Origin of the sequence: Tepidamorphus gemmatus, from assembly GCF_004346195.1 — a bacterium.
GTDB classification, from domain to species: Bacteria; Pseudomonadota; Alphaproteobacteria; order Rhizobiales; family Tepidamorphaceae; genus Tepidamorphus; species Tepidamorphus gemmatus.
This window is the reverse complement of the sequence record NZ_SMAK01000011.1, coordinates 52,170-76,885: the sequence shown is the minus strand read 5'-3', so window position 1 is coordinate 76,885 and position 24,716 is coordinate 52,170. Positions and strand designations below refer to the sequence as shown.

The following is a 24,716-nucleotide window of genomic DNA, read 5'->3' as shown; positions in this document are numbered from 1 at the left end:
ACGACCGGGATCCACGCCCGCATGATCCGCCCCGTCATCGCCGCGATCGACTGGATCGGCGCCCAGGGTACCCGGGCAGTTGCGCTGTCGCTCGTCGTCGGCATGGCGGTGCCGCCGCTGTCGGCGGTGATGAAGCCGACCATTCCCTACGCCGTTTTCCTGCTGCTTGTGGTCGCCTTCGCCCGCGTCGACCTCGGAGCGCTCAAGGCGCGGCTGCGCGCGGGCGGATTGGTGCTGCTCGTCGTCGTCTGGATGATGCTGATGCTTCCGGCCGCGGTCGGGCTCGCGGTCTGGGCGACGGGGCTTGTCGAGACCGATCCCGGCATTGCGGCGGCCATCGTGCTGATGGCGATCGCGCCGCCGATCATGTCGTCGCCGGCCTTCACCTACCTGCTCGACCTCGACGGGGCGCTCAGCCTGACCGTCCTGGTCGCCGCAATGGTAGCCACGCCGATCCTCTGCCCCGCGGCCGCGCAGATCATCCTGGGCGACATGCTGCCGATTTCGGCGCTTGATCTGGCGATCCGCCTCGCCATGCTGCTGGCCGGCTCGGTGGCGGTGGCAGCCGTCGTCCGCCGCCTGCTCGGCGGCGAGCGCATCGAGCGCTCCGGCAACGTCTTCGACGGCCTCAACGTCCTGCTGCTGTTCGCCTTCGCCGTCGCGATCATGGATGGGGTGGCGGCGCGGCTGGTCAGCGATCCCGGGCTGATCCTGTTCTGCCTGGTCGTCGCGTTCGGAATGGCACTCGCCGTCATGACCCTGTCGTTCGGCGCGTTCCGACTCGCCGGGCGCAGCACCGCGCTCACCGTCGCCGTTTCCTCCGGCAACCGCAACATGGCGTTGATGGCGGCCGCGCTGACCGGGGCGATCCCCGAGGTGAGCTGGGTCTATTTCGCCGTCGCGCAGGTGCCGATCTATCTCCTGCCGCTGCTGATGAAGCCGGTCGTGCGGCGTCTCCTGGCCGCACCCGGCGGCGGATCGGCAGCGTGATGGGCGACAGCATTCCCCGGTGGCATAAGCGGCTGCGCGCGGCCATCCGCCCGGCGCTGGCCTGGAGCGGGCTGGCGGCGCTGATGGGCCTCGCTGCGGTTGGTCTCGGGCTCTGGCAACGGGGCTTTGGTCTCCTGCCGAGGACCGCGATCGCGCTGGCCGTCCTGGCGCTGCCGCCAGCCGTCGTGGTCGGTCTGGCGGCAATTTCCCTCGACACACTGCTGCCGCGCCTGCAGCGCAAGGGCCGCGCGATCGGCATGGCGCTGCTGCTGTTCTCGCTCGGACCGCTGGCCAGCGCCGCCGTCTTCTCGCTGATCTACCGCCAGACCTATCCGGTCGGGTTCCAGCCGATCTGGACGGAGGTCGGCTTCCACCAGCTCGCCTGGACCGGCATCGCGACGCTGGTGCTGTTCGCAGCCCACGGCCTGCGGCTCTACCTGCCCTTCGGGCCGATTGCCGGATTGGTGCTGGCACTCGCCTATGGCTTCGTGCAGCCTGCCGCGTTGAGGCGGCCGTCGCGCTCTGATAGACAGACCCTGACCGACCACAGCACCCCGGACCAGCAATGATCCCGCGCTATTCGCGCCCGGAGATGGTTTCCATCTGGGCGCCTGAAACCCGTTTCCGCCTCTGGTTCGAGATCGAGGCAGCTGCCGCCGAGGCAATGGCCGAGACCGGGCTGGTGCCGCCCGAGGCCGCCCGCACGATCCGCGAGAAGGGCGATGCCGCCGTCTTCGACGTCGCGCGCATCGAGGAGATCGAGCGCGAGGTGAAACACGACGTCATCGCCTTCCTGACGCATCTGGCCGAATGCATCGGGCCCGAAGCGCGCTACGTGCATCTCGGCATGACCTCCTCGGACGTACTCGATACCTCCTTGGCGCTGCAGTTGACCAAGGCCAGCGACCTGCTCATCGCCGATGTCGATGGCCTGCTCGCGGCGCTGAAGCGGCGCGCCTTCGAGCACAAGCTGACCCCGACGATCGGCCGCAGTCACGGCATCCACGCCGAGCCGACAACGTTCGGTGTCAAGCTCGCCGGCTTCCATGCCGAGTTCCAGCGCGCACGGGCACGGCTCGTCGCTGCTCGCGAGGAAATCGCTACCTGTGCGCTGTCGGGAGCCGTCGGCACATTCGCCAATGTCGCCCCCGACATCGAGGAGCGGGTCGCCGCGAGACTGGGGCTGAAGCCCGAGCCGGTGTCCACGCAGGTGATCCCGCGCGACCGCCATGCAGCCTTCTTCGCCGCACTCGGCATCGTCGCCTCCTCGCTTGAACGCCTGGCGACCGAGATCCGCCATCTCCAGCGCACCGAGGTCCTCGAGGCGGAAGAGTACTTCTCGCCAGGACAGAAGGGCTCGTCGGCGATGCCGCACAAGCGCAATCCCGTGCTGTCCGAGAACCTCACCGGCCTCGCCCGCATGGTGCGCGCCTATGTCACGCCGGCGCTGGAGAACGTCGCGCTGTGGCATGAGCGGGACATCTCGCATTCCTCCGTCGAGCGGATGATCGGCCCGGACGCCACGGTGACGCTCGACTTCGCGCTGGTCCGGGCGACCTCGATCGTCGACCGTCTGGTGGTCTATCCGGACAGGATGCAGCGCAATCTCGATCTGCTCGGCGGCCTCGTCCACTCACAGCGCGTCCTGCTGGCGCTGACCCAAGCCGGCATGAGCCGCGAGGACGCCTATCGGGTGGTCCAGCGCAACGCCATGAAGGTCTGGGCTGGCGAGGGCCGGTTCCTGGATTTCCTGAAGAACGATCCCGAAGTGATTCGGCTGATTCCGGAATCCGAGCTCGAGGCGCTGTTCGACCTCGACTATCACTTCAAGCACGTCGACACGATCTTCGCCCGCGTGTTCGGTGCCTGAGGGCGGCGCCCCCGGGACCGCGGGCCCGGCGCGGGCTCAGGTCGGGTTCCGCAGGCTGCGGATCAGGTCAGCGGCGGCAGCGGCAAGCAACTGGAGGTCCGGTCCGGTGGCGATGAACCGGTATCCCGCCGCCGCATAGGCGAGCGCGTCCTCGCGCGTCTGGGCGAAGGCACCTGCGATGCGCCCGTGCGCTGCTGCGCGCTGCGCGACCATCTTGATGGCCTCGGCCAGGCCTTCGACACCAGGCCCGATCGACGTCCCCTGCGCCAGCGAGATCGACAGGTCGCTGGGCCCGACGAACACCCCGTCGATTCCTTCCACTGCCAGAATGCGGTCGAGCTGTCCGAGCGCCTCGCGGGTCTCGACCATCGCGAAGGCGAGCGTCCGCCGGTTGGCTGTCTGCAGGAAGGCTTCCTTGCTGCTGCCGGTCAGCATCATCGCCCGCGCCGGCCCCCAACTGCGCCCGCCGAGAGGCGGATACTTGGCGGCGCGCGCGAAGGCAATGGCGTCGCTCTCGCTGTCGATCATCGGGCAGATCACCACCTCGAAGCCGAGATCGAGGCCGCGCCCGACCTCGGGCAGTCCGCCGAAGGGAACCCTGAGCACAGGGGAAGCACCGGCGGCGACGATGCCCGTCAGCCCGCCGCGCAGCGACTGGACGTCGTGAAAGCCGTGCTGCATATCGAGGCAGACGGCATCAAAACCGGTGCGGGCCATCGCCTCGGCGGCGAGCGGATCGGTCAGCGCCGACCAGCCGCAGAACACCGTCTCGCCGGCGCGCAGCCGATCGGCCAGGAATCGAAGGTGCACCGCCGGCGTCCCGGGTCAGCCTTCCCGCTGCAGCTGCTCCATCGCCGTCGCCAGCAGTTCGTCCATCGTCCGCCGAATCTGATGATCGGACTGGTCGACGCCGTGCGCATCGAAATCCTTGCGGATCTTGCGGAACACGTCCTCGTCGCCGGCCTCCTCGAAATCGGCCATGACGACTTCCTTGGCATAGGCTTCCGCGGCATCGCCGCTCAGACCCATCTTCTGGGCCGCCCACATGCCGAGCAGGCGATTGCGGCGGGCATTGGCCTTGAAGCGCAGTTCCTCGTCATGCGCGAACTTCTCCTCGAAGCCCTTCCTGCGCTGTTCGAACTCGGACATGGTACGATTCCTCGTGGCAGGCGCGCCGCGCGCCGGCGTAGTCGCGCGGCATGGCGATCGCGGCTTGCATACCCGGCGCGGATCACCAAATCAACAGTCGCCGGCATGGACCCGATGCGCATCCGGTTTCGCCGACAGCCGCCTTCGCAGGCGCGTTGTGTTGGCAGGACGGATCGGATAGTTTGCGCGCGTTTTCCCGTGCGGACAGCATCATCGTGCGCAATCGCGTGTTGTCGTCTATTCTCGGTCACGCGACGCATGCTCATCGAGGCGCCGCTTTCTCCCTATGACAGGTCTGATCCGAATGAACCGCCGCCGCAGAGTCTACGAGGGCAAGGCCAAGATCCTTTACGAGGGCCCCGAGCCGGGAACGCTCGTTCAGCACTTCAAGGACGACGCCACAGCGTTCAACAAGAAGAAGCACGCCCAGATCGAGGGCAAGGGCGTGCTCAACAACCGCATCTCCGAGTTCATTTTCCAGCATCTCAATGACATCGGGGTGCCCACGCACTTCATCCGCCGCCTGAACATGCGTGAGCAACTGATTCGCGAGGTTGAGATCATCCCGCTCGAGGTGGTCGTCCGGAACGTCGCCGCCGGCTCGCTGGCGCAGCGGCTCGGCATGGAAGAGGGCACTCAGCTGCCGCGCTCGATCATCGAGTTCTATTACAAGAACGATGAGCTCGGCGATCCGATGGTTTCCGAGGAGCACGTGACTGCCTTCGGATGGGCGAGCCCTCAGGAGATCGACGACATCATGGCGCTGGCCCTCAGGATCAACGACTTCCTGACCGGCCTGTTCCTCGGTGTAGGCATCCGCCTCGTCGATTTCAAGGTGGAGTTCGGCCGGCTTTACGAGGGCGAGATGATGCGCATCATCCTGGCCGACGAGATCAGTCCGGATTCCTGCCGGCTGTGGGACATCCAGTCTGGCGACAAGCTCGACAAGGACCGCTTCCGCCGCGACATGGGCGGCCTCGTCGAGGCCTATCAGGAAGTCGCCCGCAGGCTCGGCATCATGATCGGCAACGAGCCTAACGTGCCGCGCGGTCCGGTGCTGGTCCAGTAGGCGGGCCTGTCATGAAGGCGCGCGTCACCATCACGCTGAAGAACGGCGTTCTCGATCCGCAGGGCAAGGCGATCCAGCATGCGCTCGGCTCGCTCGGCTTCTCGGGCGTCGAGGATGTCCGCCAGGGCAAGTTGATCGAACTCGAACTCGCCACGACCGACCGCGTCGCCGCTCAGGCCGAGGTCGAGGCGATGTGCGAGAAGCTGCTCGCCAACACCGTGATCGAGAACTACTCCGTCGAGCTGGTCTGAAGATTCGACCGGTCCCCATGCGATCCGCCATCGTCCTGTTCCCCGGCATCAATCGCGAGCGCGACATGGCGCGCGCGCTGAAGCGCGCGAGTGGCGTCGAGCCGGTGATCGTCTGGCACAAGGAGACCACCCTGCCCGCGGTCGACCTGGTGGTCATTCCGGGCGGCTTCTCCTACGGCGACTATCTGCGCTGCGGAGCAATCGCCGCCCGCTCGCCGATCATGCGCGACGTCGTCGCCAGAGCTAACGCCGGCACGATGGTGCTTGGGGTCTGCAACGGCTTCCAGGTATTGACCGAGAGCGGCCTGCTGCCCGGCGCCCTGATGCGCAATGCGCATCTGAAGTTCCTCTGCCGCGACGTGCATCTGCGCGTCGAGACGGCCGCTACACGCTTCACCGGCGCCTACTGCGAGGGCCAGACCATCCGGGTACCGGTCGCGCATGGCGACGGCAACTACTTCGCCGATGCCGATACCATCGCCCGGCTCGACGGCGAGGGCCGGGTCGTCTTTCGCTACGCCACCGCAGCGGGCGAAGTCCTGCCCGAGGCCAATCCGAACGGCTCGATCGGCAACATCGCCGGCATCATCAACGAACGCGGCAACGTGCTGGGCATGATGCCCCATCCCGAGGACGCCATCGAACCCGCCCAGGGCTCGTCAGACGGCCTCGGCCTGTTCGAGAGCATGGTCGCGGCACTGGAGCCGGCAGCCTGACTGGCGGGTTGCGCACTCCGGCAGCGTGATCCGCTGGCTTGGCGTGGTGGCTGCCATCATCCGGTACCGTTTGGGGTTGTCCTGCCGCGATTACCGGCCGGGTTACCGGGTCGGGCGCTGCCGTACGGTCGCAGCATCAACACCTGTCAGCCCCGGTCGCGATCCCGCAGGCGCCGAGTGGCGACTGACGCCCCCTGACATCCGTCATCCTGGACGGCGAAGCCGATCCGGGATCGGCAGGCCCCATCGGCCAGCGGCTTGCGCCCCGATCCAGCCTCTTCGCTTCCCCATAGCCGGGACGACGGGTCTCGCACCGATTGTGGATCGCCCCGGGGCAAAGCCAATTCGGCGGGAATCGAACCGATTGTTCCTACCCGCTTCGGATTCAATCCCAGAATGGACGGGCAGCCTCGCGATGGGCATCGGCGCGCGACAGGCCGATATCCTTGAGCAGTTCGTCGGACAGCTCCATCAGCGCGATGCGGCTGCGGCGTCGCTCGAGTTGCCTTTCGAGCCAGGAGACGCCGGCAATCATGACGGCGACGGAGTTTTTGAACGCTCTGTCGACCGACCTCAGGGTCTGCGTGACTGCTTCGGGGATTGCTGCAATTGCACCCATGACATATTGCCTTGGAACCTACATTCACACCCTTAAGCCGTGAGAGTGCTTCGATTGCTCCTATCGCATTGACTCGAACGCTCAATCAATATAGATAATTGTCACCATGACAAATTGGTTGCCGGACATCACTGACGGACGTGGCCCGATCTATCTGCGCCTCGCCGACAGGATCGAGGCCGACATCGGCGCCGGCCTCCTGCAGCCCGGCGCCAGACTGCCGCCGCAGCGCAACCTTGCCTTCGACCTCGGCGTAACGATCGGCACTGTCGGGCGCGCCTATTCCGTGCTGCGCGAGCGCGGTCTGGTCAGCGGCGAGATCGGACGCGGGACCTTCGTGCGTGGCAAGGACGTCTCACCCGGCGACAGCGCGACGCAGACCGGGACATTCGAAGGCTCGCGCCCGCACTTCGTCACGTCCGACAAGCTGATGCTCGACAGCACGGCGGCCCCGGATGTCGGCCAGTCGCTGGTATTCGGCCGGCTCGCTGCCGAGATCGCCCGCGATCACCCCGCCGAGATCGTCGGCTACACCCGACGCATTCCATCCAACTGGCTGGAGGCCGGCCAGCGATGGCTCGCCACGGCCGACTGGCAACCCGAGGCGGCGACGATCGTCCCGACGCTCGGCGTCCATGCCGCCATCCTGGCGATCGTCGCCGCAATCGCCGGGCCCGGCGACCGTATCGTGTTCGAGCATCTCACCTATTCCCACGTCGCGCGCAGCGTCGAACTCATCGGCCGGCGTTCAGTCGCCGTCGAGACCGATGCCGAGGGTGTCGATCCGGCGGATTTCGACCGGCTTTGTGCGCAGATGCATCCCAAGGCCATCTTCATGATGCCGTGCCTGCACAATCCCACCCTGGTGACGATGCCGGAGGCCCGCCGGCGCGAGATCGTCGGGATCGCCCGGCGCTACAATGTCTGGCTGATCGAGGATGCAATCTATGCCGCGTTGCTCGACGAGCACCCCCTGTCCTTCGCCGCGCTGGCTCCGGAGCGGACCTTCCACGTCGGCGGGCTGTCCAAGGCGGTCGCCGCCGGCTTCCGCGGCGGCTGGGTCGCCTGCCCGCCCAACCTGGCCTCGCGCGTCCTGACCACCTACCGGATGATTTCCGGCGGCAAGCCGTTCCTCCTCGCCGAACTTGCTGCCCGTCTCGTCCTGTCCGGCGAGGCCGCCGCCATCCGCGCGAGGGTATGCGCGGAGATCGAGGCGCGCGCGGCAATGGCAAGCGAGATCTTCGGCGGCTTCGACGTCGCCTCCCACCCGCGTGCCCCGTTCGTCTGGATGAAGCTGCCCGAGCCGTGGCTGTCGGCGACATTCAAGCAGGCCGCCGCCAACGAGGGAGTCCTCATCGACGACGAGGACGAATTCAAGGCCGTGCGCACCGAATGCAGCTTCCACCGGGTGCGGATCGGCTTCTCCAGTCCACCCCGCGAGGCACTGGCCGGCGGATTCACCAAGCTGCGGGCGCTGCTCGACAGCGAGGTCGCGGCCTACGACCGGTTCGGCTGAGCGACCCGCCGTTTCGCCTTTTTTCGGTGATTTTCCGTGCGCGGTGCTGTATCGCCGGCCTCGGCGCGAACCCGGACCCATCGGTAGCATGACGATCCCCAACGACATCCGCATCACCCCGGAACTCGTCGCAGAGCACGGCCTCAAGCCCGACGAGTACCAGCGCATTCTCGACCTGATCGGTCGCGAGCCGACATTCACGGAGCTCGGCATCTTCTCGGCCATGTGGAACGAGCACTGTTCCTACAAGTCCTCCAAGATCTGGCTGAGGAGACTGCCGACGACAGGTCCGCAGGTGATCCAGGGCCCCGGCGAGAACGCGGGCGTGGTCGACATCGGCGACGGGCTGGCCGTGGTCTTCAAGATGGAGAGCCACAACCACCCCTCCTTCATCGAGCCCTACCAGGGCGCGGCGACCGGGGTCGGCGGCATCCTGCGCGATGTCTTCACCATGGGTGCGCGACCGATCGCTGCCCTCAACGCGCTCAGATTCGGCGATCCGGCGCATCCCCGCACCCGCCATCTGGTCGCCGGGGTCGTCGCCGGCATCGGCGGTTACGGCAATTCCTTCGGCGTTCCGACCGTCGGCGGCGAGGTCAATTTCCATCCCCGCTACAACGGCAACATCCTCGTCAACGCCTTCGCTGTGGGCATCGCCCGCACCGACTCGATCTTCTATGCGGCCGCCACCGGCGTCGGCAATCCGATCGTCTATCTCGGCTCCAAGACCGGCCGCGACGGTATCCACGGCGCCACCATGGCATCGGCCGAGTTCGGCGAGGATGCCGAGGCGAAGCGCCCGACCGTGCAGGTCGGCGACCCGTTCTCGGAGAAGCTCCTGCTGGAAGCCTGCCTCGAGCTGATGGCGACCGACGCGGTGATCGCCATCCAGGACATGGGCGCGGCCGGCCTTACCTGTTCCGCGGTCGAGATGGGTGCCAAGGGTGGCCTCGGCATCGAGCTCGACCTCGACAATGTTCCGTGCCGCGAACGCGGGATGAGCGCCTACGAGATGATGCTGTCGGAGAGCCAGGAGCGCATGCTGATGGTTCTGCGCCCCGGCAAGGAAGCCGTCGCCAGACGGATTTTCGAGAAGTGGGACCTCGATTTCGCGATCATCGGCCACACCACCGACACCCGCCGCTTCGTCGTCACCCACCACGGCGAGGTCATGGCCAACCTGCCGATCATGGAGCTGGGCGACATGGCCCCGGTCTACGACCGGCCATGGCTGCCGACTCCGCCCTCAGCGCCGCTCGATCCGGACACCATTCCGGCGCCGAACTCGCTTCCCGAGGCCGTGCTCAAGCTGGTCGGCTGCCCCGATCTCTGCTCTCGGCGCTGGGTGTGGGAGCAATACGATCACCTGATTCTCGGCAACACACACCAGCGCCCGGGCGGCGATGCCGCCGTCGTGCGGATCGAGGATGGGCCCAAGGGGCTGGCGCTTACCCTCGACGTCACTCCGCGCTACTGCGAGGCCGATCCCTTCGAGGGCGGCAAGCAGGCGGTCGCGGAGGCCTGGCGCAACCTCACCGCGGTCGGCGCCACGCCGCTGGCCATCACCGACTGCCTCAACTTCGGCAGCCCCGAGCGGCCCGAGATCATGGGCCAGCTGGTCGGCTGCATCTCGGGCATGGCCGAAGCCTGTGCGGCGCTAGACTTCCCGGTCGTTTCGGGCAATGTCTCGCTCTACAATGAGACCTCCGGCACCGCGATCCTGCCGACGCCGGCGATCGGCGGCGTCGGGCTGCTCGCGGATTTCGAGCGTTCTGCCTCGATCGGCTTCAAGGCCGACGGCGAGACGATCCTGCTCGTCGGCACGACGGCGGGGCATCTTGGCCAGTCGATCTACCTGCGCGAAGTTCTCGGCCGCGAGGACGGCCCGCCGCCGCCGGTCGATCTCGCCGCCGAGCGGCGCAACGGCGATTTCGTGCGCCGACTGATCGCCGAGGGGCGCGTCACTGCCGTCCACGACTGCTCGGACGGCGGTCTGGTGGTGGCGCTGGCCGAGATGGCGCTCGCGGGTAATCGCGGCGCGGCGATCTACGCCATGGCCGAGGGGATTCCCGAGCATGCCTTCCTGTTCGGTGAGGACCAGGCACGCTATGTAATCGCCGCCGCCGCCGGCGCGCTCGAGGGAATCCGCGAGCAGGCGGCCCAGCTAGGCGTCCCGCTCCTGCAGCTCGGCACCACCGGCGGCGACGCGTTGACCTTGGCCGGCCACGACCCAATCTATCTGGATGTGCTGCGCTCTTGCCATGAGCGGTGGTTCCCGGCCTATATGGCAGGTGAGACGGTCGGGTGAACAACGGACGCTGGGGCGACTCATGCCGATGGATGCACGCGAGATCGAACACCTGATACGCAGCCACATTCCGGATGCGCAGGTAACGATCCGGGATCTGGCCGGCGATGGCGACCACTATGCGGCGACCGTCGTCTCCGAGCAGTTCCGAGGAAAGTCCCGCGTGCAGCAGCATCAGATGGTCTACGAGGCGCTGCGCGGCTCGATGGGCGGGGCGCTGCATGCGCTTGCCTTGCAGACCAGCGCTCCCGACTCCTGAGGACTCCTCCAGACGATCAGACGGCCCCGGATCGCGCACCGCAACGGCGGCCCTCCTGCCACAACGAAAGGACGATGACATGACCAGCATACGCGAACGCATAGATGCCGAGGTCAAGGAAAACCCTGTCGTGCTGTTCATGAAGGGAACGCCGACCTTCCCGCAGTGCGGCTTCTCCGGCCAGGTGGTCCAGATCCTCGATTACGTCGGCGTACCCTACAAGGGCATCAACGTGCTTGACGATCCGGAGCTGCGCCAGGGCATCAAGGACTACTCGAACTGGCCGACGATCCCGCAGCTCTACGTGAAGGGCGAGTTCATCGGCGGTTGCGATATCGTCCGCGAGATGTTCCAGGCTGGCGAGCTTCAGCAGCTGTTCGAGGAGCGCGGCATCGCCATCCAGACGGCATGAGCGATCGCCGTCAGCTTTGCGGCGCGTCGGGGTCCGTCTCGGCGGCCTCGTAACGCTTGCGATAGGCTTCCAGAAAGGCCGTCAGGGTGTCGACCGCGGCCACCTTGCGCACCAGTTCCGCGAATTCGGTGGCATCGGCTGTCAGCGGCTGCGTCAGAACCTCGAAGGCGTGAGCGTCCGGACTCTCGGCCATCTTCGCCAGAAACTTCGTGCGGAACCGGTCGAGACCGAGCTGATCCTTGGCCAGCGCATAGCCGATCGCGGCGCGGAGAACCTGGGTGCGCTGCTCGGCATCGAGGGGCTGCGGCGTTGACCACGCATCGTCCAGCAGCCGCTCGAATGCTTCGGCGGCGGGCTGCCACATTTCCGCCTTCCACAGCACGTCGGCCCGGGCAGCATCGACGTCCTCGCCCTCGATCGATGACAGCAGATCGAGGGCAAGTTCGGTGCGTCCGGTCTCCGCCATGGCACGCGCCTCCAGCAAGATGCGCTGATGCAGGATGGTGCGCGGCAGGACGGCCTGCCGGGTGCGTGCCAGCACGTTGAGCGCCTCCGTCGGTCGATGGTTCATGAGCAGCACCCAGGCGAGACGGGCTGCGACCTGCGCGCGCGCCGCCCCGCGCAGACGGTGGTCGACCTGGTAGGCGAGAAGATCGGCGGCCTGATTGAGCAGATCGACTTCGATCATGCGGTTCGCCAGGGCGCGGATGATCTCGTCGCCCTTGGCACCGATCGGCGTCAGCTCCCGGAAGTCGTAGTAGAGCGCCAGCGCGTCGATGGGCGCCAACCGTGCGGCCTGAGGACCGAGGAACAGGTCCTGGAACACGAGATTCATCTCGTCCTGCAGGGCCCGGGTCGTAGGCGACTCCGAATTGGCCAGCGTTGCGGACTTCATCAGCTCGAAGGCGCGGTAGTATTCCCCCCGCTCCGCATGCAGGTTCGCCAGCAACCGCAGCGCCCGCAATTCGATCTCGTCGCCGCGCCAGCTCATCGCCAGCCTTTCCAGATCGCGGATCATCGCCTCTGTGTCGCCTTGCTCCACGGACGCGCGCTGCAATTCCGCCTTCAACAGCTGCGCCTCGGCGGCCAGCTTCCGGCTGTCGCCCGCTGCGACCGCGTCAAACGTCTGCAGCGCGATCTCCGTCTGCCCCAGCGCCGCGGCCAGACGCGCCTGCAGAAGGTTCAGTTCGAGATCACCGGTTTCCGCACCGGCGCTCAGTTCCGCTAGGCGGATCGTCGCCGTGGCGATATCGCCGACACCCAGCGCGGCGCGGACGGCACCGATCCGGAACTGGCGCTGCCGGTCGCGGGCATAACTCGGCAGCGCCGGATTCCCTGCCATGAACGCCTCGTGGGCCGCCTGCCAGTTGCCGCGCTCGACCTCGGCCAACCCTCTCCACAGGGCGATGTCCGAGCTCTGACCGAGTCCGAACGTATTGAAGTCTCGAATGGCTTCGTCGGACCGGCCGAGCATCACCATCCCGATGCCGCGCAGCGCATGAAAGGACGGCTCGCGCTGCATCGCCGGATCATCCTGTGCGACCAGCGTCAGCTGGCCGATCGCCTCGGCGCCCAGATCCGACGCCAGCAACGCCCGCGCCAGCCGCATCCGCGCTCGGGTGCGTTCGATCTCGGGCGCAGCCGCTGCCTCGCGTTGGGCCTTCGAGAGGATCTTGTAGACGGCGCCCGGATCGAGGGCGCCGTCGAGCACATTGACGAAGCCCGGACGTCCGTCGTCTGAATCTGCGGCCACGTGCGGCGCGTAGGAACGGGAATACTCCGACAGCGCGAGTCCCCGCGACGGGCGCCTGACGCGCACTTCCTCGGCGTCGATTTCGAGCGCAAGGTCGTCCACCTTCGGGCTGATCGCCACGCCGTGAACCGACTGCAACGCCGTGAACTCGACGAACTGGAATGGCTTGACCAGGTTTCGCGCCGGGGCAGGTCCGGTCGCGATCAGAATGCTGTCGCCCGTGTCCCTGTCGCGCAGGCGGAAGGGGCCGGACGCTCCTGCAAACGCGATCCTGACCTCGGCATTGCCAGTCTCATCGCTCGCCCGGTGCAGTTCCATCGGCAGGGTCGGCTCCAGCAGCGAGTCGCCGAGCGTGATCAGCCATGTCGTCTCCTCGGTGGCCACCGAACTCGTCATCGGCGCCGCGAGGTCGAGACGCAGGACCGAAACCGGACCGTCCCGCCAGGACTCCACCCGCCGGGCAATGCCGACGAGATTCTCCCGCAGCAGCTGCACGTCGATCATCGTCGCTGTATCGAATACCGCCCACAGCGCGCCCGCCCGCTCGAACACCGCAGCGTTCGTCGGAACGCTGAACGGCAACGCCAATCGGATGCTGGTGCCGAAGCGCCGGGCCTCGGCACGCACGACATCCCCGTCGAAATCCTCCGGAACGACCGGCTCCGCATCCGCGGCGGCGTCTGCCGTTGCCGACGGTGACACCTCCGCCTGGTCCGGCGCCACCTCGGGAAGCTGGGCGGCAACAGCGGGCGGCCCGGACTGGTCAGACCGCGCCGGCAATCCCTCGGCCTCGGTGTCGGCGTACTCCTTGCGAGGATCGTGCTTGCCGGTGATCCTGTCCGGCACGGTCCGCGGTGCACCGGAATCGGTCGCGGGCTCCACCCTGATCTCCTCGAGCGGCTGCAGAGCGCCGCCGAAGGTGCCCGCCGCAACGTCCGGCATGGTGATGTCGACCACATAGGTCGAATCTTCCCGGAAGCCCCGCACCGGAGCCTGCGGGTCGACCTCGAAAACGATCTCCAGCCCCTCCTCCGACAGCGAGGAGCTGATGCCGTACACATAGGCAGGCAGCCGCGACTCGTAGCCAGCCAGATCAATCCGCGCGCCCCGGTCGAACTGCAGCCTCACCCGGGTCGCCGAACGCTCGATGCGGGCGTTCGGCACTGAATCCCAGACAAAGACGAAGCGGGTGAAGGTCGGCAGACCGGCGATGCGCAGCTCGACCGGCTTGGAGTTGCGGTATTGCTCGAGGATCTCCTTCTGGCGCCGCCGCGCTTCGGCCTCCTGCGCGCGGCGTGCAAGTTCGGCGACGACCTCGGGCGGCAGCCCCGGCGCTGCGCCCACCCAGCTGTCTGGCAGGAGGTCGATGAACAGCTTTTCGCCGGCCTCCATCGCATTGACGGACACGTGCCTCGCAAAGGCGAGCCGCAGCGCCCGTCGATCGGGATCGGTACGAGCGGCCGAGACGAACTGGGGAAGGCGTTGCGGCAGACGCGAGACGTCCGGGGCAACGGGTTCCTGGAAGCTGACGACCAAGACCCCCGTCGAGCTGTTGAGCTGGTACTGCGGAAGCCGGTCCTCGAACACCAACACCAAGCGGGCGAAGCCGCGGCTCGAATCCACCTCGAGAAGGGCGGGTGCCTGTGCCCGTGCCGTGGCCGCGAGCGACAGCCAGACGAGCGCCATGAGCAGCATGACCGGCAGCCAGGACACGCGGCATCGGAGCAGAATCGGGCGCCGGTGCCCAACATCCTCGCGATATCCTTCCGCCATGTCGTCTCCGCAACGCCGCCGCCGAACGGCGGTTCGACACGGGCCGCATCCTGCTCCCGGGAGACAATAGGAAGGTCGGGGTAAATGCCGGCTTAAGCGACGGCGCTATTCGGCCGGCCGCGAGCCGACGATCTGTGGAAGCTCGCCGCCCTCCTGAGGAGCCGCGATCGGATCCGGCGACTGGCGCGACAATTCGATCGTCAGCCGCTGGGCGGCCACCGGGTCCATCGCGGCGACAACTCCGGACAGCTGCCGCGGATTCATCAGGCTTGCCACCTGCACGAGGATCGGCAGCTCGAGGCCGTTGAAGATGCGCGCGGCATCCTTGGGCTTCATCTCGGCATACATCGCGACAAGTGCCTTGATCCGCCTCTCGTCCTCGGCCCGGCGCTCCTCGTCGGCGCGCGTCACCCGCGCTTCCAGCGCCTTCAGCTCGGCAATCCGTTGCTCGACCCGCTGCTCGGCCGCCTTCAGCAGCCCTTCGCGCAGGTCCAGCTCACGCGCCCAGGCCTCGAGTTCTTCGCGGCGCTCGCCGAGGCTCTCGTAGACGGCCTCGCGTGACCGGCTGTCGCCGCCGAACATCTTCTCCAGCATCGACTTCTCGAGCTCGACCGGAGTTGAACCGGCTTCGGTCTGCCCGGCTTCGGCCGACGATGCCGCCGCAGTGTCGCCCGGCGGCGTCTGCGGGGCGTCCTGCTGCGCCGCGGCCGGCGCGATCCCGGACATCACGCCCGCACTGCCAAGCAGCAACCCGACTCCCTTCAGCATCAGCAACGCCGCGACCGCAACCGTGACGATCGGCAGGAGACGGATGTCCTTCATGCCGCCCTGCCACCGCGGTCGGCCACCATCCCAACCCGCTGCCGCAACTGATCGGGATGCGATATCGTGCGGACCTCACCGGCCTGCCCCCTGACCGCCTCGCCGACCGCAGCAGCGGCCCGGCCGGCGGCCTGCGCCACGGCGTCCTGCCGCTGGTCGGCAGGATCGGTCGCTCGTGCCGGTACCGCGGATGCTTCGGCGCGCTCGACCAGCCCATGGGTCCGGGCGAGCTCGCTGATCCGCGACAGCCGGTTGAGCACCTTGCCGCCCAGCTCCACCTGCTTCTCGATCGATCGGCTGAAGCGGTCCGCCTGGCGCAGCTTGCTGGCGAGATTCCGGTCGCACTCCGCCGCCGTCTCGCGGAATCCGGCAATCGTCTTCTCGGCGATCTCGGTGGCGTGGACCAGCTCGATGATCGTCGCCCGGAGCGAGGCCTCGTCGGTACGCAGTCGCTTCAGCCGCCGGTTCAACACGACGCAGTAGCTGATTGTCACGACGAGCAGGATGGCGACGAGCCCCTCGATCATCAATCCCAGATATGAACCGCTCACGTGCCCTCCACGGCCATTCTGTCGGCCTTCTCGAACGCTGCATAGGTCATCTTCGGCCGGCGCAGCCGGCTGGTGATCCGGACCGCAACCTTGTCGCCGACCCGCCCCGCCTTTCCTTCCGTCAGTACCGTCTCACCGCATCTGAGGATGATCGGATCGCTCGTCCGGCGGTCGAGCGCCAGGGTGTCCCCGACCTTGAAGTCCATCACCTTGCGGAGTGGCATTTCCTGCTCGAAAAGCACCGCATCGAGCTCGACCGTGGCCGACCACAGCTCGCTGGCCAGATGCCCCTCCCAGATCGGATCGCGACCGAACTTCTCGCCCATGAACATCTGCAGCAGAAGCTCGCGGATCGGTTCGATCGTCGCATAGGGCAGCAGGATCTCGATGTTGCCGCCGCGATCCTCCATGTCGATCCGCAGCTTCACCAGGATCGCCGCGTTGGCAGGTCTGGCGATCGCCGCAAAGCGCGGATTGGTCTCGAGCCGCTCGACGTTGAAGTGCACCGGCGACAGCGGCGCAAACGCCAGATCGGCGTCGCCCAGCACCACCTCGATCATCCTGCGGATCAGGTTCATCTCGATGGTCGTGTAGGGCCGCCCCTCGATCCTGAGGCGCATCGAGCCGCGGCCGCCGCCGAGCAGCACGTCCACCATCGAGTAGATCAGATTGGAGCCGACCGTCACCAGGCCGTAATTGTCCCATTCCTCGGCCTTGAACACGGCGAGGATCGCCGGCAACGGAATGGAGTTGAGATAGTCGCCGAACCGGACCGAGGACAACCCCTCGAGCGCCACCTCGACATTGTCCGAGGTGAAGTTGCGCAGGCTGGTCGTCAGCAGCCGCACGAGGCGGTCGAAGACGATCTCCAGCATCGGCAGCCGTTCATACGAGACGATCGTCGAATTGATGATCGCCCGGATGCCGTTCCTCACGTCGCGGTTCATGCCCTCGACGTTGAAGCCCAGCAGACTGTCGATTTCCTCCTGGTTGAGAACTCGCTCGGTCCCCGCCGAGGCGACCGCTTCCGGCTCCTCCTCGTCGATCATGGCGGCCCACTTGTCCGCCATCGCGTCGTCGCCGCTCGCCCCCTCCTCGTCGTCGAGACTGACGCCCCATTCGGCGGCGAGGGCGTCCTGATCGATGTCGTCGTCGCCCGCCATCTCGGCTCCTACTGAACGATGATCTCTTTGAAGACGACGGCGTTGATCTCCGCCGGGTGAATGGCGAGATTGACCCGGCGCACCAGCTCCTCCTTCAGCCGATAGATGCCAGCCGACCCCTCGAGATCGGTGGAACGCAACTCCCGCAGATAGACCTGGAAGGCATCGAGGACACGCGGCAGCACCTGCTCGACCGCCGCGCGGGTCTTCTCGTCGCTCATCTCCAGCGAGATCTTGGCCCTCAGATACTGGGGCCGCTGGTCGATCGAGCTGAGATTGACCGTCATTTCGGGCAGATCGAAATAGACCGGCGGGGCCGAAGCGGCGGGGGCATCGTCCGAGAACAGACCGAAGAACATCGCCCCGCCATAGCTGGCGGCCGACAGCAGCAGGGCGCCGACACCGCCGATGATGGCGAGCCGCCGGATCTTGCGCGGTTTCGCCTCGTCCGTGGCGCCGTCGGTATCCGTCCCGATCCTGTCGAAATCCGGCTGCGCGGTGTCTGCCATGCCTGCCGCCCCTGCCGATCGGATCAGGCCCGCCGACAGACTCGCCAAGGCCTTCCGATCACCTCCTGGACACTAGGAAGCCGATGGTTAACGAAAGGTTTCCAAAGCGCCGGGGCTGGGAAAATTCTGCCGACCGGAACTGCCCGCTGGGCCGCATGCTGCCGGGTATCGGCTGCGCGTCATGCAGATATCACATTGAAATATCTAGCTTTCAAGATTGGCACGGGGTCTGCATCAACTGCAGCGAACCCGGCGCGGCACCGTGGCGGGTTCGCTCGGGGGAGCAAGCAACGGTGCGGACATGATCGACAATGCCCTTCTCATATCCCTGTCGCGGCAGGTCGCACTGCGGCGGGAGATGGACGTCATCGCCAACAACATGGCGAACATGAATACCTCCGGTTTCCGATCCGCCGAGGTGCTGTTCGAGGAGCATCTGATGCGCGGCGCCGAGGCGACCGCCAACAAGCGGGCCGACCGCGACCTGTCCTACGTGATGGATCGCGGGACACTGCACAATTTCGAACCGGGGGCGTTGATCCCCACCGACAATCCGCTCGATCTCGCCATCGATGGCGAGGGCTGGTTCGTCGTGCAGACGCCGCAGGGCGAGCGCTACACGCGAAATGGCAGCTTCCAGCTCACCAGCACCGGCCACCTCGTCACCAGCGAGGGATACCGCGTGCTCGGCGACGGTGGTCCGCTCATCTTCAACGACGAGGACCGGACGATCTCGGTCGCCGGCGACGGCACCGTGTCCACCGAGGCCGGCGAGAAGGGACGCATCCGCGTTGTCCGTTTCGCCGATCAGACCTCTCTCAAGGCCGAAGGCAACTCCGTCTTCCGCGCCGATGACGTCCAGCCGGAGATCCTGGATCAGCCGCGCGTCCTCCAGGGGATGATCGAGAAGTCCAATGTCAAGCCACTCCTCGAGATGTCGCGGATGATCGAGGTCACCCGCGCCTACGCCTCCATGACAAGCATGATCGAGCGGGCCGACAACCTGCGTCGTGATGCCATTTCCGCGCTGGGGCGGATCGATTGATCCGACGCCTCGGTCGCAGACACGAAAGGTCTTTGCAATGAGAGCCTTGCATATCGCCGCCTCCGGCATGATGGCGCAGGAGCTGAACGTCGAGGTCATCTCGAACAACATCGCCAACATGCGGACCACCGGCTTCAAGCGCCAGCGGGCCGACTTCCAGGACCTGCTCTATCAGAACATCAGGCGGCCCGGTGCGGCGACGTCCGATACCGGCACGATCGTGCCGACCGGCATCCAGATCGGCGGCGGCGTCAAGACCGCAGCCACGCCCAGGGTGATGAGCCAGGGCAACATCCTCATGACCGAGAAGGAGCTCGACATCGCGATCCGCGGCGACGGCTTCTTCCGCGTGCGATTGCCCGACGGCCGCACCGCCTATACCCGCGACGGCTCGCTCGAACGCGACGCCAACGGCACCATCGTGACGGTCGATGGCTTCGTCATCGAACCAGAGATCGTCATCCCCGATACGGCGCGATCGATCTCGATCAACGCCCAGGGCCTGGTGCAGGCCATCATCGGTCTCGACGCCGAGGCAACCGATCTCGGCACCATCGACCTGGCGCGCTTCGTCAATCCCGCCGGCCTCCAGCCGATCGGCGACAACCTGTTTCTGGAGACCGAGTCGAGCGGTCCCGCGCAGGTCGGCATCGCTGGCGAAGAGGGATTCGGGACGCTGCTGCAGAGCTACCTCGAACAGGCCAACGTCAATCCGGTTTCGGAGATCTCCGACCTGATCGCCGCGCAGCGCGCCTACGAAATGAACTCGCGCGTGATCTCGGCGGCCGACCAGATGATGTCGACCACCTCCAACATCCAGTGAGCGAGGCCAGGAGATGATCATCCGCACACTCGTCGTCGGTGCAGCGCTCGCCGCGGTCGTGTTCGCACTGCCGGCCCGCAGCGACGAGATGCCGCGCCTGCGCGCCGCGATCACCGTCCACGGTACCCTGGTCACGCTTGCCGATCTCATCGAGAATGCCGGCGCGGCCGGCGACACGGCGGTCTTCCGGTCACCGGAGCCGGGCACAACCGGGACCGTACGGGTCGACCGGGTGCTCGCCGCCGCCGCCGCCAAGGGCCTCACGAACGTGGACTCTGCCGGAGTCCTGTCGGTCTCGGTGACGCGGGCCGGCCGCATCATCTCCGCCGAGGAGATGACCGACGCCATCAGGCGCCGGCTGACCGCCGGTGTTTCGGGCCGTGACGCGGCCGATCTCGACATTTCCATCGACGGTCAGGGCCAGCCGATCGCCATCGAATCGACGGCCACCGCACCGCTGTCGGTCGCCGACCTTCAGCACGATGCCCGCACCGGACGCTTCTCCGCGCTGCTGAAGGTGAGCGACAGCGAGGTGATCGCCGCGGGCATCCGCGTGTCCGGCCGCGCCGTCGAAATCGTCGAGGTTCCGGTCCTGGTCCGTGCCATCGAGCGCGGCGAGACCATCGGCCCCTCCGATCTGGCCGCCGAGCGCATGCCGCGACACATGGTGCGCGGCGACGTGCTGACCGATCCGGCCGCGATCGCCGGGATGTCGGCGAGGCGCCGCCTGCCTTCCGGATCGGTCCTGTCCGGCGACATGCTCATGGAGCCGCTGCTCGTCCAGCGCAACGGGATGGTGACGATTGCCTACTCGGTTCCGGGCATGACCCTGACGACACGCGGCCGCGCGCTGTCGAATGGCGCGCGCGGTGAGGTGGTCAAGGTCTTCAACCTCCAGTCCGGGCGCACCATCGAGGCCGAGGTGATCGGCGAGGGGCTGGTCGCGGTAATGCCGCAGCGCAGGCCGATGGCGGCGCTGTCGGTATCGGCCAACTGACGTCAACGCTCCGGGGAGCACAATGCGCATCAACACCGATCGTCGCGCTGGCCACCGTGCCGGCCTGGTCCTGACCGCAGTCCTGGCCGCCTCCCTCGGCGGGTGTGCCCAGACCGTCGACAAGCTGCAGCAGGTGGGCAAACCGCCCTATCTCAGCACCATCCAGAACCCCACCGCAGCCGCAGGCTACCAGCCGGTGTCGATGCCGATGCCCGACCCGGAACCGCCGATCTTCGAACCGAATTCGCTGTGGCGGTCGGGTGCGAGGGGATTCTTCAAGGATCAGCGCGCCCAGCGCGTCGGCGACATCCTCACCGTCCAGGTGATCTTCAGCGACAAGGCGATCTTCGACAACAAGACCCAGCGCAGCCGCGCCGCCAGCGAAGGATTTGCCGCCGCCGGGGCGCTGGGCAACGCGGTGCTGGACCTGATCCCCGCCGACTACAAGAGCGGATCGGCTCTGGTGGATCTCGACAGCGACGGTCTCACCACCGGCCAGGGTTCCATCAACCGCAAGGAGGAACTGCGCACCAGCGTCGCCGCCGTGGTGACCCAGGTGCTGCCGAACGGCAACCTGGTCATCGAGGGTCGCCAGGAAGTTCGCGTCAACTTCGAGATGCGCGAACTCATCGTCGCCGGCATCGTCCGGCCCGAGGACATTACCGCCAACAACACGATCGATTCCAGCAAGATCGCCGAGGCGCGCATCGCCTATGGCGGTCGCGGCCAGATCACCGACGTCCAGCAGCCCCGCTACGGGCAACAGGTGCTGGACATCCTGCTGCCGTTCTGAGGCTCCCCCCTTGTGGAACGGCAGCGATCGGGCGCGGCCCCATGCTCCCCCGGGGCCGCGCCCATCCTCCGGAATCACCCGCAGCAACGAATATCCCCGGCGGACTCACCGCCGGGGCTTTGCTTCTCCGAACCTGCCAGGAGATCTGCGGCTCAGTCGTCGCGATAGATGCGCTCGCGCCGCTCGTGACGTTCCTGCGCCTCGATCGACAGCGTGGCAATCGGCCTGGCATCGAGCCGCTTCAGGCTGATCGGTTCGCCTGTCTCCTCGCAGTAGCCGTAGGTGCCGTCTTCGATGCGCTTGAGGGCGGCATCTATCTTGGCGATCAGTTTGCGCTGCCGGTCCCTGGCTCGCAACTCGATCGCTCTGTCGGTCTCGGATGATGCGCGATCGGCCAGATCGGGATGATTCTGGCTGTCGATCTGAAGTTGGGTGAGGGTCTCCCGGCTTTCGCGCAGGATGTCCTCTTTCCATGCCAGCAGCTTCTTCCGGAAGTACTCGCGCTGCCGGTCGTTCATGAAAGGCTCGGCCTCGGAAGGCCGATATTCGGTATCAAGCACGCCATTCATCGGCGATTCCCCTCGAGGACCGTCGACTATGGGCGCCCTTATAGCGGCAGCCCCTCCACCTTACAACAAAGCCTTCATGACAAATCGGAAATCACCCGCGCGCCGGTCGGGATGGGCTGGATTTCCCGACCTTCCGGATGCACGGCCTGCCGGGTCAGCAAGGCCGCCGCCGTCAACTAGGCCGCGACGCGACCGAGCTTTGCAAGCTCTACGCGGGCCCGCAGCTCGATCTCGTCGAGAAGCGCCTCGACCCGTTCGTCGGGATGACGCGACGGACGCCGGGCGATGCGCTCGACGAGCCCTTCGAGGCGCGATGCCGACACGGACCCGGACAGGATGTCCAGCTTCAGTCCGTCGAGCAGATCGAGCATGGCACGTCCGTGCTCCAGGCGGACGGCGCGGTCGGACGGCTGGTCGAGCGCCTGCAGCGCCAGCAGCGACTCGACCCCGCCGATCGTGATGCTGGCGGCCGTTGCCGTCGCCCGCCCTGCCGGTGCCTCCTCCGGCACCGAGAAGCTGCCCGTCGCGCTGTCGTGCAAGGCGACGCCCCGGCTCCTGCCAAGGGCGCCGGTCCGCCGATTGCCATCGATTCGCATGCCAGACGCCTCCAGCTCTGTCGCACGAGTTGAAGGTTACGAAACCCGGTTAACGCACCCTTAACGCCCGGCAAGAACTGCCGGGTTGCGGCAAATGATGACCGGCCGGTTAACCGCCTCGCGCGCCGGGCCAACGCGAAAAGCCCTGCTATGCCAGCACTTTCCTCCGAAGATCGCCCCCTGCCGGTTGGCATGCTTCTCGCATGTCGGAATGCATCGCACAAATGGGGAGCTGTGCCGATGCTGCAAACGTTAACGAAGCTCGCCCGTATCGTGGGCTGCGCCGGGATGGCGACGATGCTGGCCGGTGTCGCCGCGATCTCCGGCGCCGCCCCAGCCGCCGCGACATCGCGGATCAAGGACCTCGTCGACGTGGAGGGAATCCGCGACAACCAGCTGATCGGCTACGGGCTGGTGGTCGGCCTCAACGGAACCGGGGATTCCCTCAACAATTCGCCGTTCACCCGGCAAAGCCTGCAGGCCATGCTGGAACGGCTCGGCATGAACACCCGCGATGCCGCGCTGCGCACCAAGAACGTCGCGGCCGTCATGGTCACCGCCAATCTGCCGGCCTTCGCCACGCAGGGGACGCGGATCGACGTTACGGTCTCCTCACTCGGCGACGCCACCAACCTGCAGGGCGGCACGCTCCTGGTGACACCGCTGCTGGCGGCCGACGGCGAGGTCTACGCCGTCGCGCAGGGTCCTGTGGCGGTCGCCGGCTTCAGCGCGATCGGCGACGCGGCCTCGATCACCCGCGGCGTACCGACCAGCGGCCGCATCGCCAATGGCGCGCTGATCGAGCGGGAGATCGCCTTCTCGCTCGCACAGCTGCCGCATCTGCGCCTCGCCCTGCGCAATCCAGATCTCACCACCGCCAGCCGCATCGCCAATGCGATCAATGACTTCCTGGGCCCGGGGACTGCCGCGGCGACTGATCCGGCAACCGTCAGGCTGTTGGTCGGCGGCAGCGGCAAGTATGGCGGCGACGTCATCTCGCTGCTGACCGACATCGAGCAGCTGCGAGTCGATCCCGACCAGACCGCCAAGGTGGTGATTGACGAGCAGTCCGGCATCATCGTCATGGGACAGGACGTGCGGGTCAGCACCGTGGCGGTCGCCCAGGGCAATCTGACCGTCACCATTTCGGAGACGCCTGAAGTCAGCCAGCCCCAACCGTTCTCGGAAACCGGCCGCACCGAGGTGGTGCCGCGTACGCAGATCTTGGTCGACGATCAGTCAGGCAACCGTCTGGCGATCGTCGAGGGCGGCGTCAGCCTCCAGCAGCTCGTCGACGGGCTGAACGCCCTAGGGATCGGCCCCCGCGACCTGATCTCCATTCTCCAGGCGATCAAGACAGCCGGCGCGCTTCAGGCCGAGATCGAGGTGATGTGATGACACCGGATGTTGCAAGCCTCGCCCTGCCCGCCACGCCGGCGCTGCCCCCCGTCACCGCATCCAGAGACCGGATCCGGGCCACCGCCGAGGAATTCGAGTCGGTGTTCCTGTCGACGATGCTCGCGCAGATGTTCGCCGGTCTGCCGACGGACGGGCCGTTCGGCGGCGGCCATGCGGAAGAGACCTATCGAGGGATGCTGATCGAACAGTACGGCAAGGAAATCGCGGCCAACGGCGGCATCGGCATCGCCGACGAGGTCGCCCGCGAATTGCTCAGACTTCAGGAGGCACAGAATGACGCCGGTTAAGACAATTGTCCGCGATGCCGATACGGCCCGCAACTTCTGCATCGACCTGTCCGCTACGGTCGACGCGCTGATCAGTGTGCTCGAGGAGGAAACGGCGCTGGTGCGCTCGGCCCGGCTCAGCGCGGCAACGGCGCTCGGATCCGCCAAGTTCGAGGCCTCAGAGCGCTACCTGAAGAGCTACCCGACGCTACGCGACAGCGCCGGCGAGATCGCCCGCCTGGCACCGAACGAGATCGACCACCTGCGCGAACGACATCACGCGCTCGAATCCGCCCTCTCGCACAATCTTGCCGTCCTGGCGACGGCGCGCACGGTCTCCGAAACCCTCATCCGTGGCATCGCGGACATCTTCGAGGCAGAGGGCGCTGGCCCGACCGTCTATGGTGCCGATGGCCAGCATGCACCGACGCCAAGGCGCGGCACGGCATTCAGCTGCAATCTGGCACTCTAGCGCCGG

General features: G+C 66.8%; 27 protein-coding genes. 17 read left to right on the top strand and 10 right to left on the bottom strand.

Annotated features, from left to right (window positions below):
* Window positions 1-21 precede the first annotated feature (21 nt).
* The 3 genes from EDC22_RS15350 to purB are packed head-to-tail and all read left to right on the top strand — an operon-like array spanning window position 22 to window position 2,860.
* Window positions 22-990, top strand: a complete 969-nt coding sequence (locus tag EDC22_RS15350) for a sodium:proton symporter (protein WP_132807563.1) — start codon at window positions 22-24, stop codon at window positions 988-990.
* Window positions 990-1,559 (top strand): hypothetical protein, encoded by a 570-nt coding sequence (locus EDC22_RS15345; protein ID WP_132807562.1) that lies wholly within the window; start codon window positions 990-992, stop codon window positions 1,557-1,559. Before EDC22_RS15350 ends, EDC22_RS15345 begins: the two co-directional genes overlap by 1 nt.
* A complete protein-coding gene (gene purB, locus EDC22_RS15340) occupies window positions 1,556-2,860 on the top strand; it encodes an adenylosuccinate lyase (RefSeq protein ID WP_132807561.1) in 1,305 nt (434 codons plus the stop codon). The genes EDC22_RS15345 and purB overlap by 4 nt, the downstream gene beginning before the upstream one ends.
* 36 nt (window positions 2,861-2,896) lie before the next feature.
* Here purB and EDC22_RS15335 read toward each other — a convergent pair whose 3' ends face one another.
* Together EDC22_RS15335 and EDC22_RS15330 are read right to left on the bottom strand one after the other, a co-directional pair.
* A complete protein-coding gene (locus tag EDC22_RS15335) occupies window positions 2,897-3,670 on the bottom strand; it encodes an HpcH/HpaI aldolase family protein (RefSeq protein ID WP_132807560.1) in 774 nt (257 codons plus the stop codon).
* Between the two features lie 15 nt (window positions 3,671-3,685).
* Window positions 3,686-4,009, bottom strand: a complete 324-nt coding sequence (locus EDC22_RS15330) for a DUF1476 domain-containing protein (protein WP_132807559.1) — start codon at window positions 4,007-4,009, stop codon at window positions 3,686-3,688.
* Window positions 4,010-4,313: 304 nt separating this feature from the next.
* Between EDC22_RS15330 and purC the strand changes: the two genes are divergently transcribed.
* The 3 genes from purC to purQ are packed head-to-tail and all read left to right on the top strand — an operon-like array spanning window position 4,314 to window position 6,045.
* Window positions 4,314-5,078: a phosphoribosylaminoimidazolesuccinocarboxamide synthase gene (gene purC, locus EDC22_RS15325; RefSeq protein ID WP_132807558.1), complete on the top strand. Its 765-nt coding sequence runs from the start codon at window positions 4,314-4,316 to the stop codon at window positions 5,076-5,078.
* A gap of 11 nt (window positions 5,079-5,089) precedes the next feature.
* Window positions 5,090-5,329: a phosphoribosylformylglycinamidine synthase subunit PurS gene (purS, locus tag EDC22_RS15320; protein WP_132807557.1), complete on the top strand. Its 240-nt coding sequence runs from the start codon at window positions 5,090-5,092 to the stop codon at window positions 5,327-5,329.
* A 17-nt stretch (window positions 5,330-5,346) separates the two neighbouring features.
* On the top strand, window positions 5,347-6,045 hold the full coding sequence (gene purQ / locus EDC22_RS15315; protein ID WP_132807556.1) for a phosphoribosylformylglycinamidine synthase subunit PurQ: 699 nt from the start codon (window positions 5,347-5,349) through the stop codon (window positions 6,043-6,045).
* A gap of 385 nt (window positions 6,046-6,430) precedes the next feature.
* Here the strand turns inward: purQ and EDC22_RS15310 are convergent, their stop codons facing one another.
* Window positions 6,431-6,664, bottom strand: coding sequence for a DUF1127 domain-containing protein (locus EDC22_RS15310; protein WP_132807555.1), 234 nt, complete (start codon window positions 6,662-6,664; stop codon window positions 6,431-6,433).
* 106 nt (window positions 6,665-6,770) lie between these two features.
* Between EDC22_RS15310 and EDC22_RS15305 the strand changes: the two genes are divergently transcribed.
* The 4 genes from EDC22_RS15305 to grxD all read left to right on the top strand — a co-directional run bounded on the left by EDC22_RS15305 (window position 6,771) and on the right by grxD (window position 11,159).
* Window positions 6,771-8,180 carry an aminotransferase-like domain-containing protein gene (locus EDC22_RS15305; RefSeq protein ID WP_132807554.1) on the top strand — a complete coding sequence of 470 codons (1,410 nt, stop codon included), beginning with the start codon at window positions 6,771-6,773 and terminating at the stop codon, window positions 8,178-8,180.
* An 88-nt stretch (window positions 8,181-8,268) separates the two neighbouring features.
* Window positions 8,269-10,488, top strand: a complete 2,220-nt coding sequence (purL, locus tag EDC22_RS15300; protein WP_132807553.1) for a phosphoribosylformylglycinamidine synthase subunit PurL — start codon at window positions 8,269-8,271, stop codon at window positions 10,486-10,488.
* A 22-nt stretch (window positions 10,489-10,510) separates the two neighbouring features.
* Window positions 10,511-10,747 (top strand): BolA family protein, encoded by a 237-nt coding sequence (locus EDC22_RS15295; RefSeq protein ID WP_132807552.1) that lies wholly within the window; start codon window positions 10,511-10,513, stop codon window positions 10,745-10,747.
* 79 nt (window positions 10,748-10,826) lie between these two features.
* Window positions 10,827-11,159, top strand: coding sequence for a Grx4 family monothiol glutaredoxin (gene grxD / locus EDC22_RS15290; protein ID WP_132807551.1), 333 nt, complete (start codon window positions 10,827-10,829; stop codon window positions 11,157-11,159).
* A gap of 10 nt (window positions 11,160-11,169) precedes the next feature.
* Here the strand turns inward: grxD and EDC22_RS15285 are convergent, their stop codons facing one another.
* The 5 genes from EDC22_RS15285 to EDC22_RS15265 form a co-directional block, all read right to left on the bottom strand.
* A complete protein-coding gene (locus EDC22_RS15285) occupies window positions 11,170-14,625 on the bottom strand; it encodes a hypothetical protein (protein ID WP_132807550.1) in 3,456 nt (1,151 codons plus the stop codon).
* Window positions 14,626-14,790: 165 nt separating this feature from the next.
* Window positions 14,791-15,507 (bottom strand): MotE family protein, encoded by a 717-nt coding sequence (locus tag EDC22_RS15280; protein WP_132807549.1) that lies wholly within the window; start codon window positions 15,505-15,507, stop codon window positions 14,791-14,793.
* Window positions 15,504-16,058 (bottom strand): DUF6468 domain-containing protein, encoded by a 555-nt coding sequence (locus EDC22_RS15275; RefSeq protein WP_132807548.1) that lies wholly within the window; start codon window positions 16,056-16,058, stop codon window positions 15,504-15,506. Before EDC22_RS15275 ends, EDC22_RS15280 begins: the two co-directional genes overlap by 4 nt.
* Complete coding sequence (gene fliM / locus EDC22_RS15270) at window positions 16,055-17,221, bottom strand: flagellar motor switch protein FliM (RefSeq protein WP_132807547.1); 1,167 nt, start codon at window positions 17,219-17,221, stop codon at window positions 16,055-16,057. The genes EDC22_RS15275 and fliM overlap by 4 nt, the downstream gene beginning before the upstream one ends.
* Window positions 17,222-17,229: 8 nt before the next feature.
* Window positions 17,230-17,730, bottom strand: coding sequence for a flagellar basal body-associated FliL family protein (locus tag EDC22_RS15265; RefSeq protein ID WP_132807546.1), 501 nt, complete (start codon window positions 17,728-17,730; stop codon window positions 17,230-17,232).
* Window positions 17,731-18,031: 301 nt separating this feature from the next.
* Between EDC22_RS15265 and flgF the strand changes: the two genes are divergently transcribed.
* Genes flgF through flgH form a run of 4 tightly spaced genes read left to right on the top strand, consistent with a single transcriptional unit; the run spans window position 18,032 to window position 21,388 of the window.
* The gene (gene flgF / locus EDC22_RS15260) at window positions 18,032-18,775 is read left to right on the top strand and encodes a flagellar basal-body rod protein FlgF (protein ID WP_245499787.1); all 744 of its coding nucleotides are present in this window, start codon (window positions 18,032-18,034) and stop codon (window positions 18,773-18,775) included.
* Window positions 18,776-18,812: 37 nt separating this feature from the next.
* Window positions 18,813-19,598, top strand: a complete 786-nt coding sequence (gene flgG, locus EDC22_RS15255; RefSeq protein ID WP_132807545.1) for a flagellar basal-body rod protein FlgG — start codon at window positions 18,813-18,815, stop codon at window positions 19,596-19,598.
* A gap of 13 nt (window positions 19,599-19,611) precedes the next feature.
* On the top strand, window positions 19,612-20,595 hold the full coding sequence (flgA, locus tag EDC22_RS15250) for a flagellar basal body P-ring formation chaperone FlgA (protein ID WP_132807544.1): 984 nt from the start codon (window positions 19,612-19,614) through the stop codon (window positions 20,593-20,595).
* A gap of 22 nt (window positions 20,596-20,617) precedes the next feature.
* Window positions 20,618-21,388, top strand: a complete 771-nt coding sequence (gene flgH, locus EDC22_RS15245; protein WP_132807543.1) for a flagellar basal body L-ring protein FlgH — start codon at window positions 20,618-20,620, stop codon at window positions 21,386-21,388.
* Between the two features lie 152 nt (window positions 21,389-21,540).
* Here the strand turns inward: flgH and dksA are convergent, their stop codons facing one another.
* Together dksA and EDC22_RS15235 are read right to left on the bottom strand one after the other, a co-directional pair.
* A complete protein-coding gene (gene dksA, locus EDC22_RS15240; RefSeq protein ID WP_132807542.1) occupies window positions 21,541-21,957 on the bottom strand; it encodes an RNA polymerase-binding protein DksA in 417 nt (138 codons plus the stop codon).
* A gap of 176 nt (window positions 21,958-22,133) precedes the next feature.
* The gene (locus EDC22_RS15235; RefSeq protein WP_132807541.1) at window positions 22,134-22,553 is read right to left on the bottom strand and encodes a flagellar assembly protein FliX; all 420 of its coding nucleotides are present in this window, start codon (window positions 22,551-22,553) and stop codon (window positions 22,134-22,136) included.
* A 288-nt stretch (window positions 22,554-22,841) separates the two neighbouring features.
* On the opposite strand from EDC22_RS15235, the gene EDC22_RS15230 reads away from it, so the two are divergent.
* From EDC22_RS15230 to EDC22_RS15220, 3 genes are read left to right on the top strand one after another with little or no spacing between them, the layout of a single operon-like run.
* On the top strand, window positions 22,842-23,948 hold the full coding sequence (locus EDC22_RS15230; RefSeq protein WP_132807593.1) for a flagellar basal body P-ring protein FlgI: 1,107 nt from the start codon (window positions 22,842-22,844) through the stop codon (window positions 23,946-23,948).
* Entirely contained in the window at window positions 23,948-24,259 is a 312-nt protein-coding gene (locus EDC22_RS15225; RefSeq protein WP_132807540.1) for a rod-binding protein, read from the top strand. The genes EDC22_RS15230 and EDC22_RS15225 overlap by 1 nt, the downstream gene beginning before the upstream one ends.
* On the top strand, window positions 24,246-24,710 hold the full coding sequence (locus tag EDC22_RS15220) for a hypothetical protein (RefSeq protein ID WP_132807539.1): 465 nt from the start codon (window positions 24,246-24,248) through the stop codon (window positions 24,708-24,710). The genes EDC22_RS15225 and EDC22_RS15220 overlap by 14 nt, the downstream gene beginning before the upstream one ends.
* Window positions 24,711-24,716 lie beyond the last annotated feature (6 nt).

Excerpts from the sequence above, each read along its gene's own strand:
- purB (WP_132807561.1), top strand. The coding sequence starts at position 1,556 with ATGATCCCGCGCTATTCGCGCCCGGAGATGGTTTCCATCTGGGCGCCT.
- dksA (WP_132807542.1), bottom strand. The coding sequence starts at position 21,957 with ATGAATGGCGTGCTTGATACCGAATATCGGCCTTCCGAGGCCGAGCCT.
- grxD (WP_132807551.1), top strand. The coding sequence starts at position 10,827 with ATGACCAGCATACGCGAACGCATAGATGCCGAGGTCAAGGAAAACCCT.
- EDC22_RS15345 (WP_132807562.1), top strand. The coding sequence starts at position 990 with ATGGGCGACAGCATTCCCCGGTGGCATAAGCGGCTGCGCGCGGCCATC.
- EDC22_RS15230 (WP_132807593.1), top strand. The coding sequence starts at position 22,842 with ATGGCGACGATGCTGGCCGGTGTCGCCGCGATCTCCGGCGCCGCCCCA.
- purL (WP_132807553.1), top strand. The coding sequence starts at position 8,269 with ATGACGATCCCCAACGACATCCGCATCACCCCGGAACTCGTCGCAGAG.
- purQ (WP_132807556.1), top strand. The coding sequence starts at position 5,347 with ATGCGATCCGCCATCGTCCTGTTCCCCGGCATCAATCGCGAGCGCGAC.
- purS (WP_132807557.1), top strand. The coding sequence starts at position 5,090 with ATGAAGGCGCGCGTCACCATCACGCTGAAGAACGGCGTTCTCGATCCG.
- EDC22_RS15305 (WP_132807554.1), top strand. The coding sequence starts at position 6,771 with ATGACAAATTGGTTGCCGGACATCACTGACGGACGTGGCCCGATCTAT.
- flgF (WP_245499787.1), top strand. The coding sequence starts at position 18,032 with ATGATCGACAATGCCCTTCTCATATCCCTGTCGCGGCAGGTCGCACTG.
- EDC22_RS15265 (WP_132807546.1), bottom strand. The coding sequence starts at position 17,730 with ATGGCAGACACCGCGCAGCCGGATTTCGACAGGATCGGGACGGATACC.
- EDC22_RS15225 (WP_132807540.1), top strand. The coding sequence starts at position 23,948 with ATGACACCGGATGTTGCAAGCCTCGCCCTGCCCGCCACGCCGGCGCTG.
- EDC22_RS15330 (WP_132807559.1), bottom strand. The coding sequence starts at position 4,009 with ATGTCCGAGTTCGAACAGCGCAGGAAGGGCTTCGAGGAGAAGTTCGCG.
- EDC22_RS15280 (WP_132807549.1), bottom strand. The coding sequence starts at position 15,507 with ATGAAGGACATCCGTCTCCTGCCGATCGTCACGGTTGCGGTCGCGGCG.
- purC (WP_132807558.1), top strand. The coding sequence starts at position 4,314 with ATGAACCGCCGCCGCAGAGTCTACGAGGGCAAGGCCAAGATCCTTTAC.
- EDC22_RS15295 (WP_132807552.1), top strand. The coding sequence starts at position 10,511 with ATGCCGATGGATGCACGCGAGATCGAACACCTGATACGCAGCCACATT.
- EDC22_RS15350 (WP_132807563.1), top strand. The coding sequence starts at position 22 with ATGATCCGCCCCGTCATCGCCGCGATCGACTGGATCGGCGCCCAGGGT.
- flgA (WP_132807544.1), top strand. The coding sequence starts at position 19,612 with ATGATCATCCGCACACTCGTCGTCGGTGCAGCGCTCGCCGCGGTCGTG.
- flgH (WP_132807543.1), top strand. The coding sequence starts at position 20,618 with ATGCGCATCAACACCGATCGTCGCGCTGGCCACCGTGCCGGCCTGGTC.
- EDC22_RS15310 (WP_132807555.1), bottom strand. The coding sequence starts at position 6,664 with ATGGGTGCAATTGCAGCAATCCCCGAAGCAGTCACGCAGACCCTGAGG.
- EDC22_RS15235 (WP_132807541.1), bottom strand. The coding sequence starts at position 22,553 with ATGCGAATCGATGGCAATCGGCGGACCGGCGCCCTTGGCAGGAGCCGG.
- EDC22_RS15220 (WP_132807539.1), top strand. The coding sequence starts at position 24,246 with ATGACGCCGGTTAAGACAATTGTCCGCGATGCCGATACGGCCCGCAAC.
- flgG (WP_132807545.1), top strand. The coding sequence starts at position 18,813 with ATGAGAGCCTTGCATATCGCCGCCTCCGGCATGATGGCGCAGGAGCTG.
- fliM (WP_132807547.1), bottom strand. The coding sequence starts at position 17,221 with ATGGCGGGCGACGACGACATCGATCAGGACGCCCTCGCCGCCGAATGG.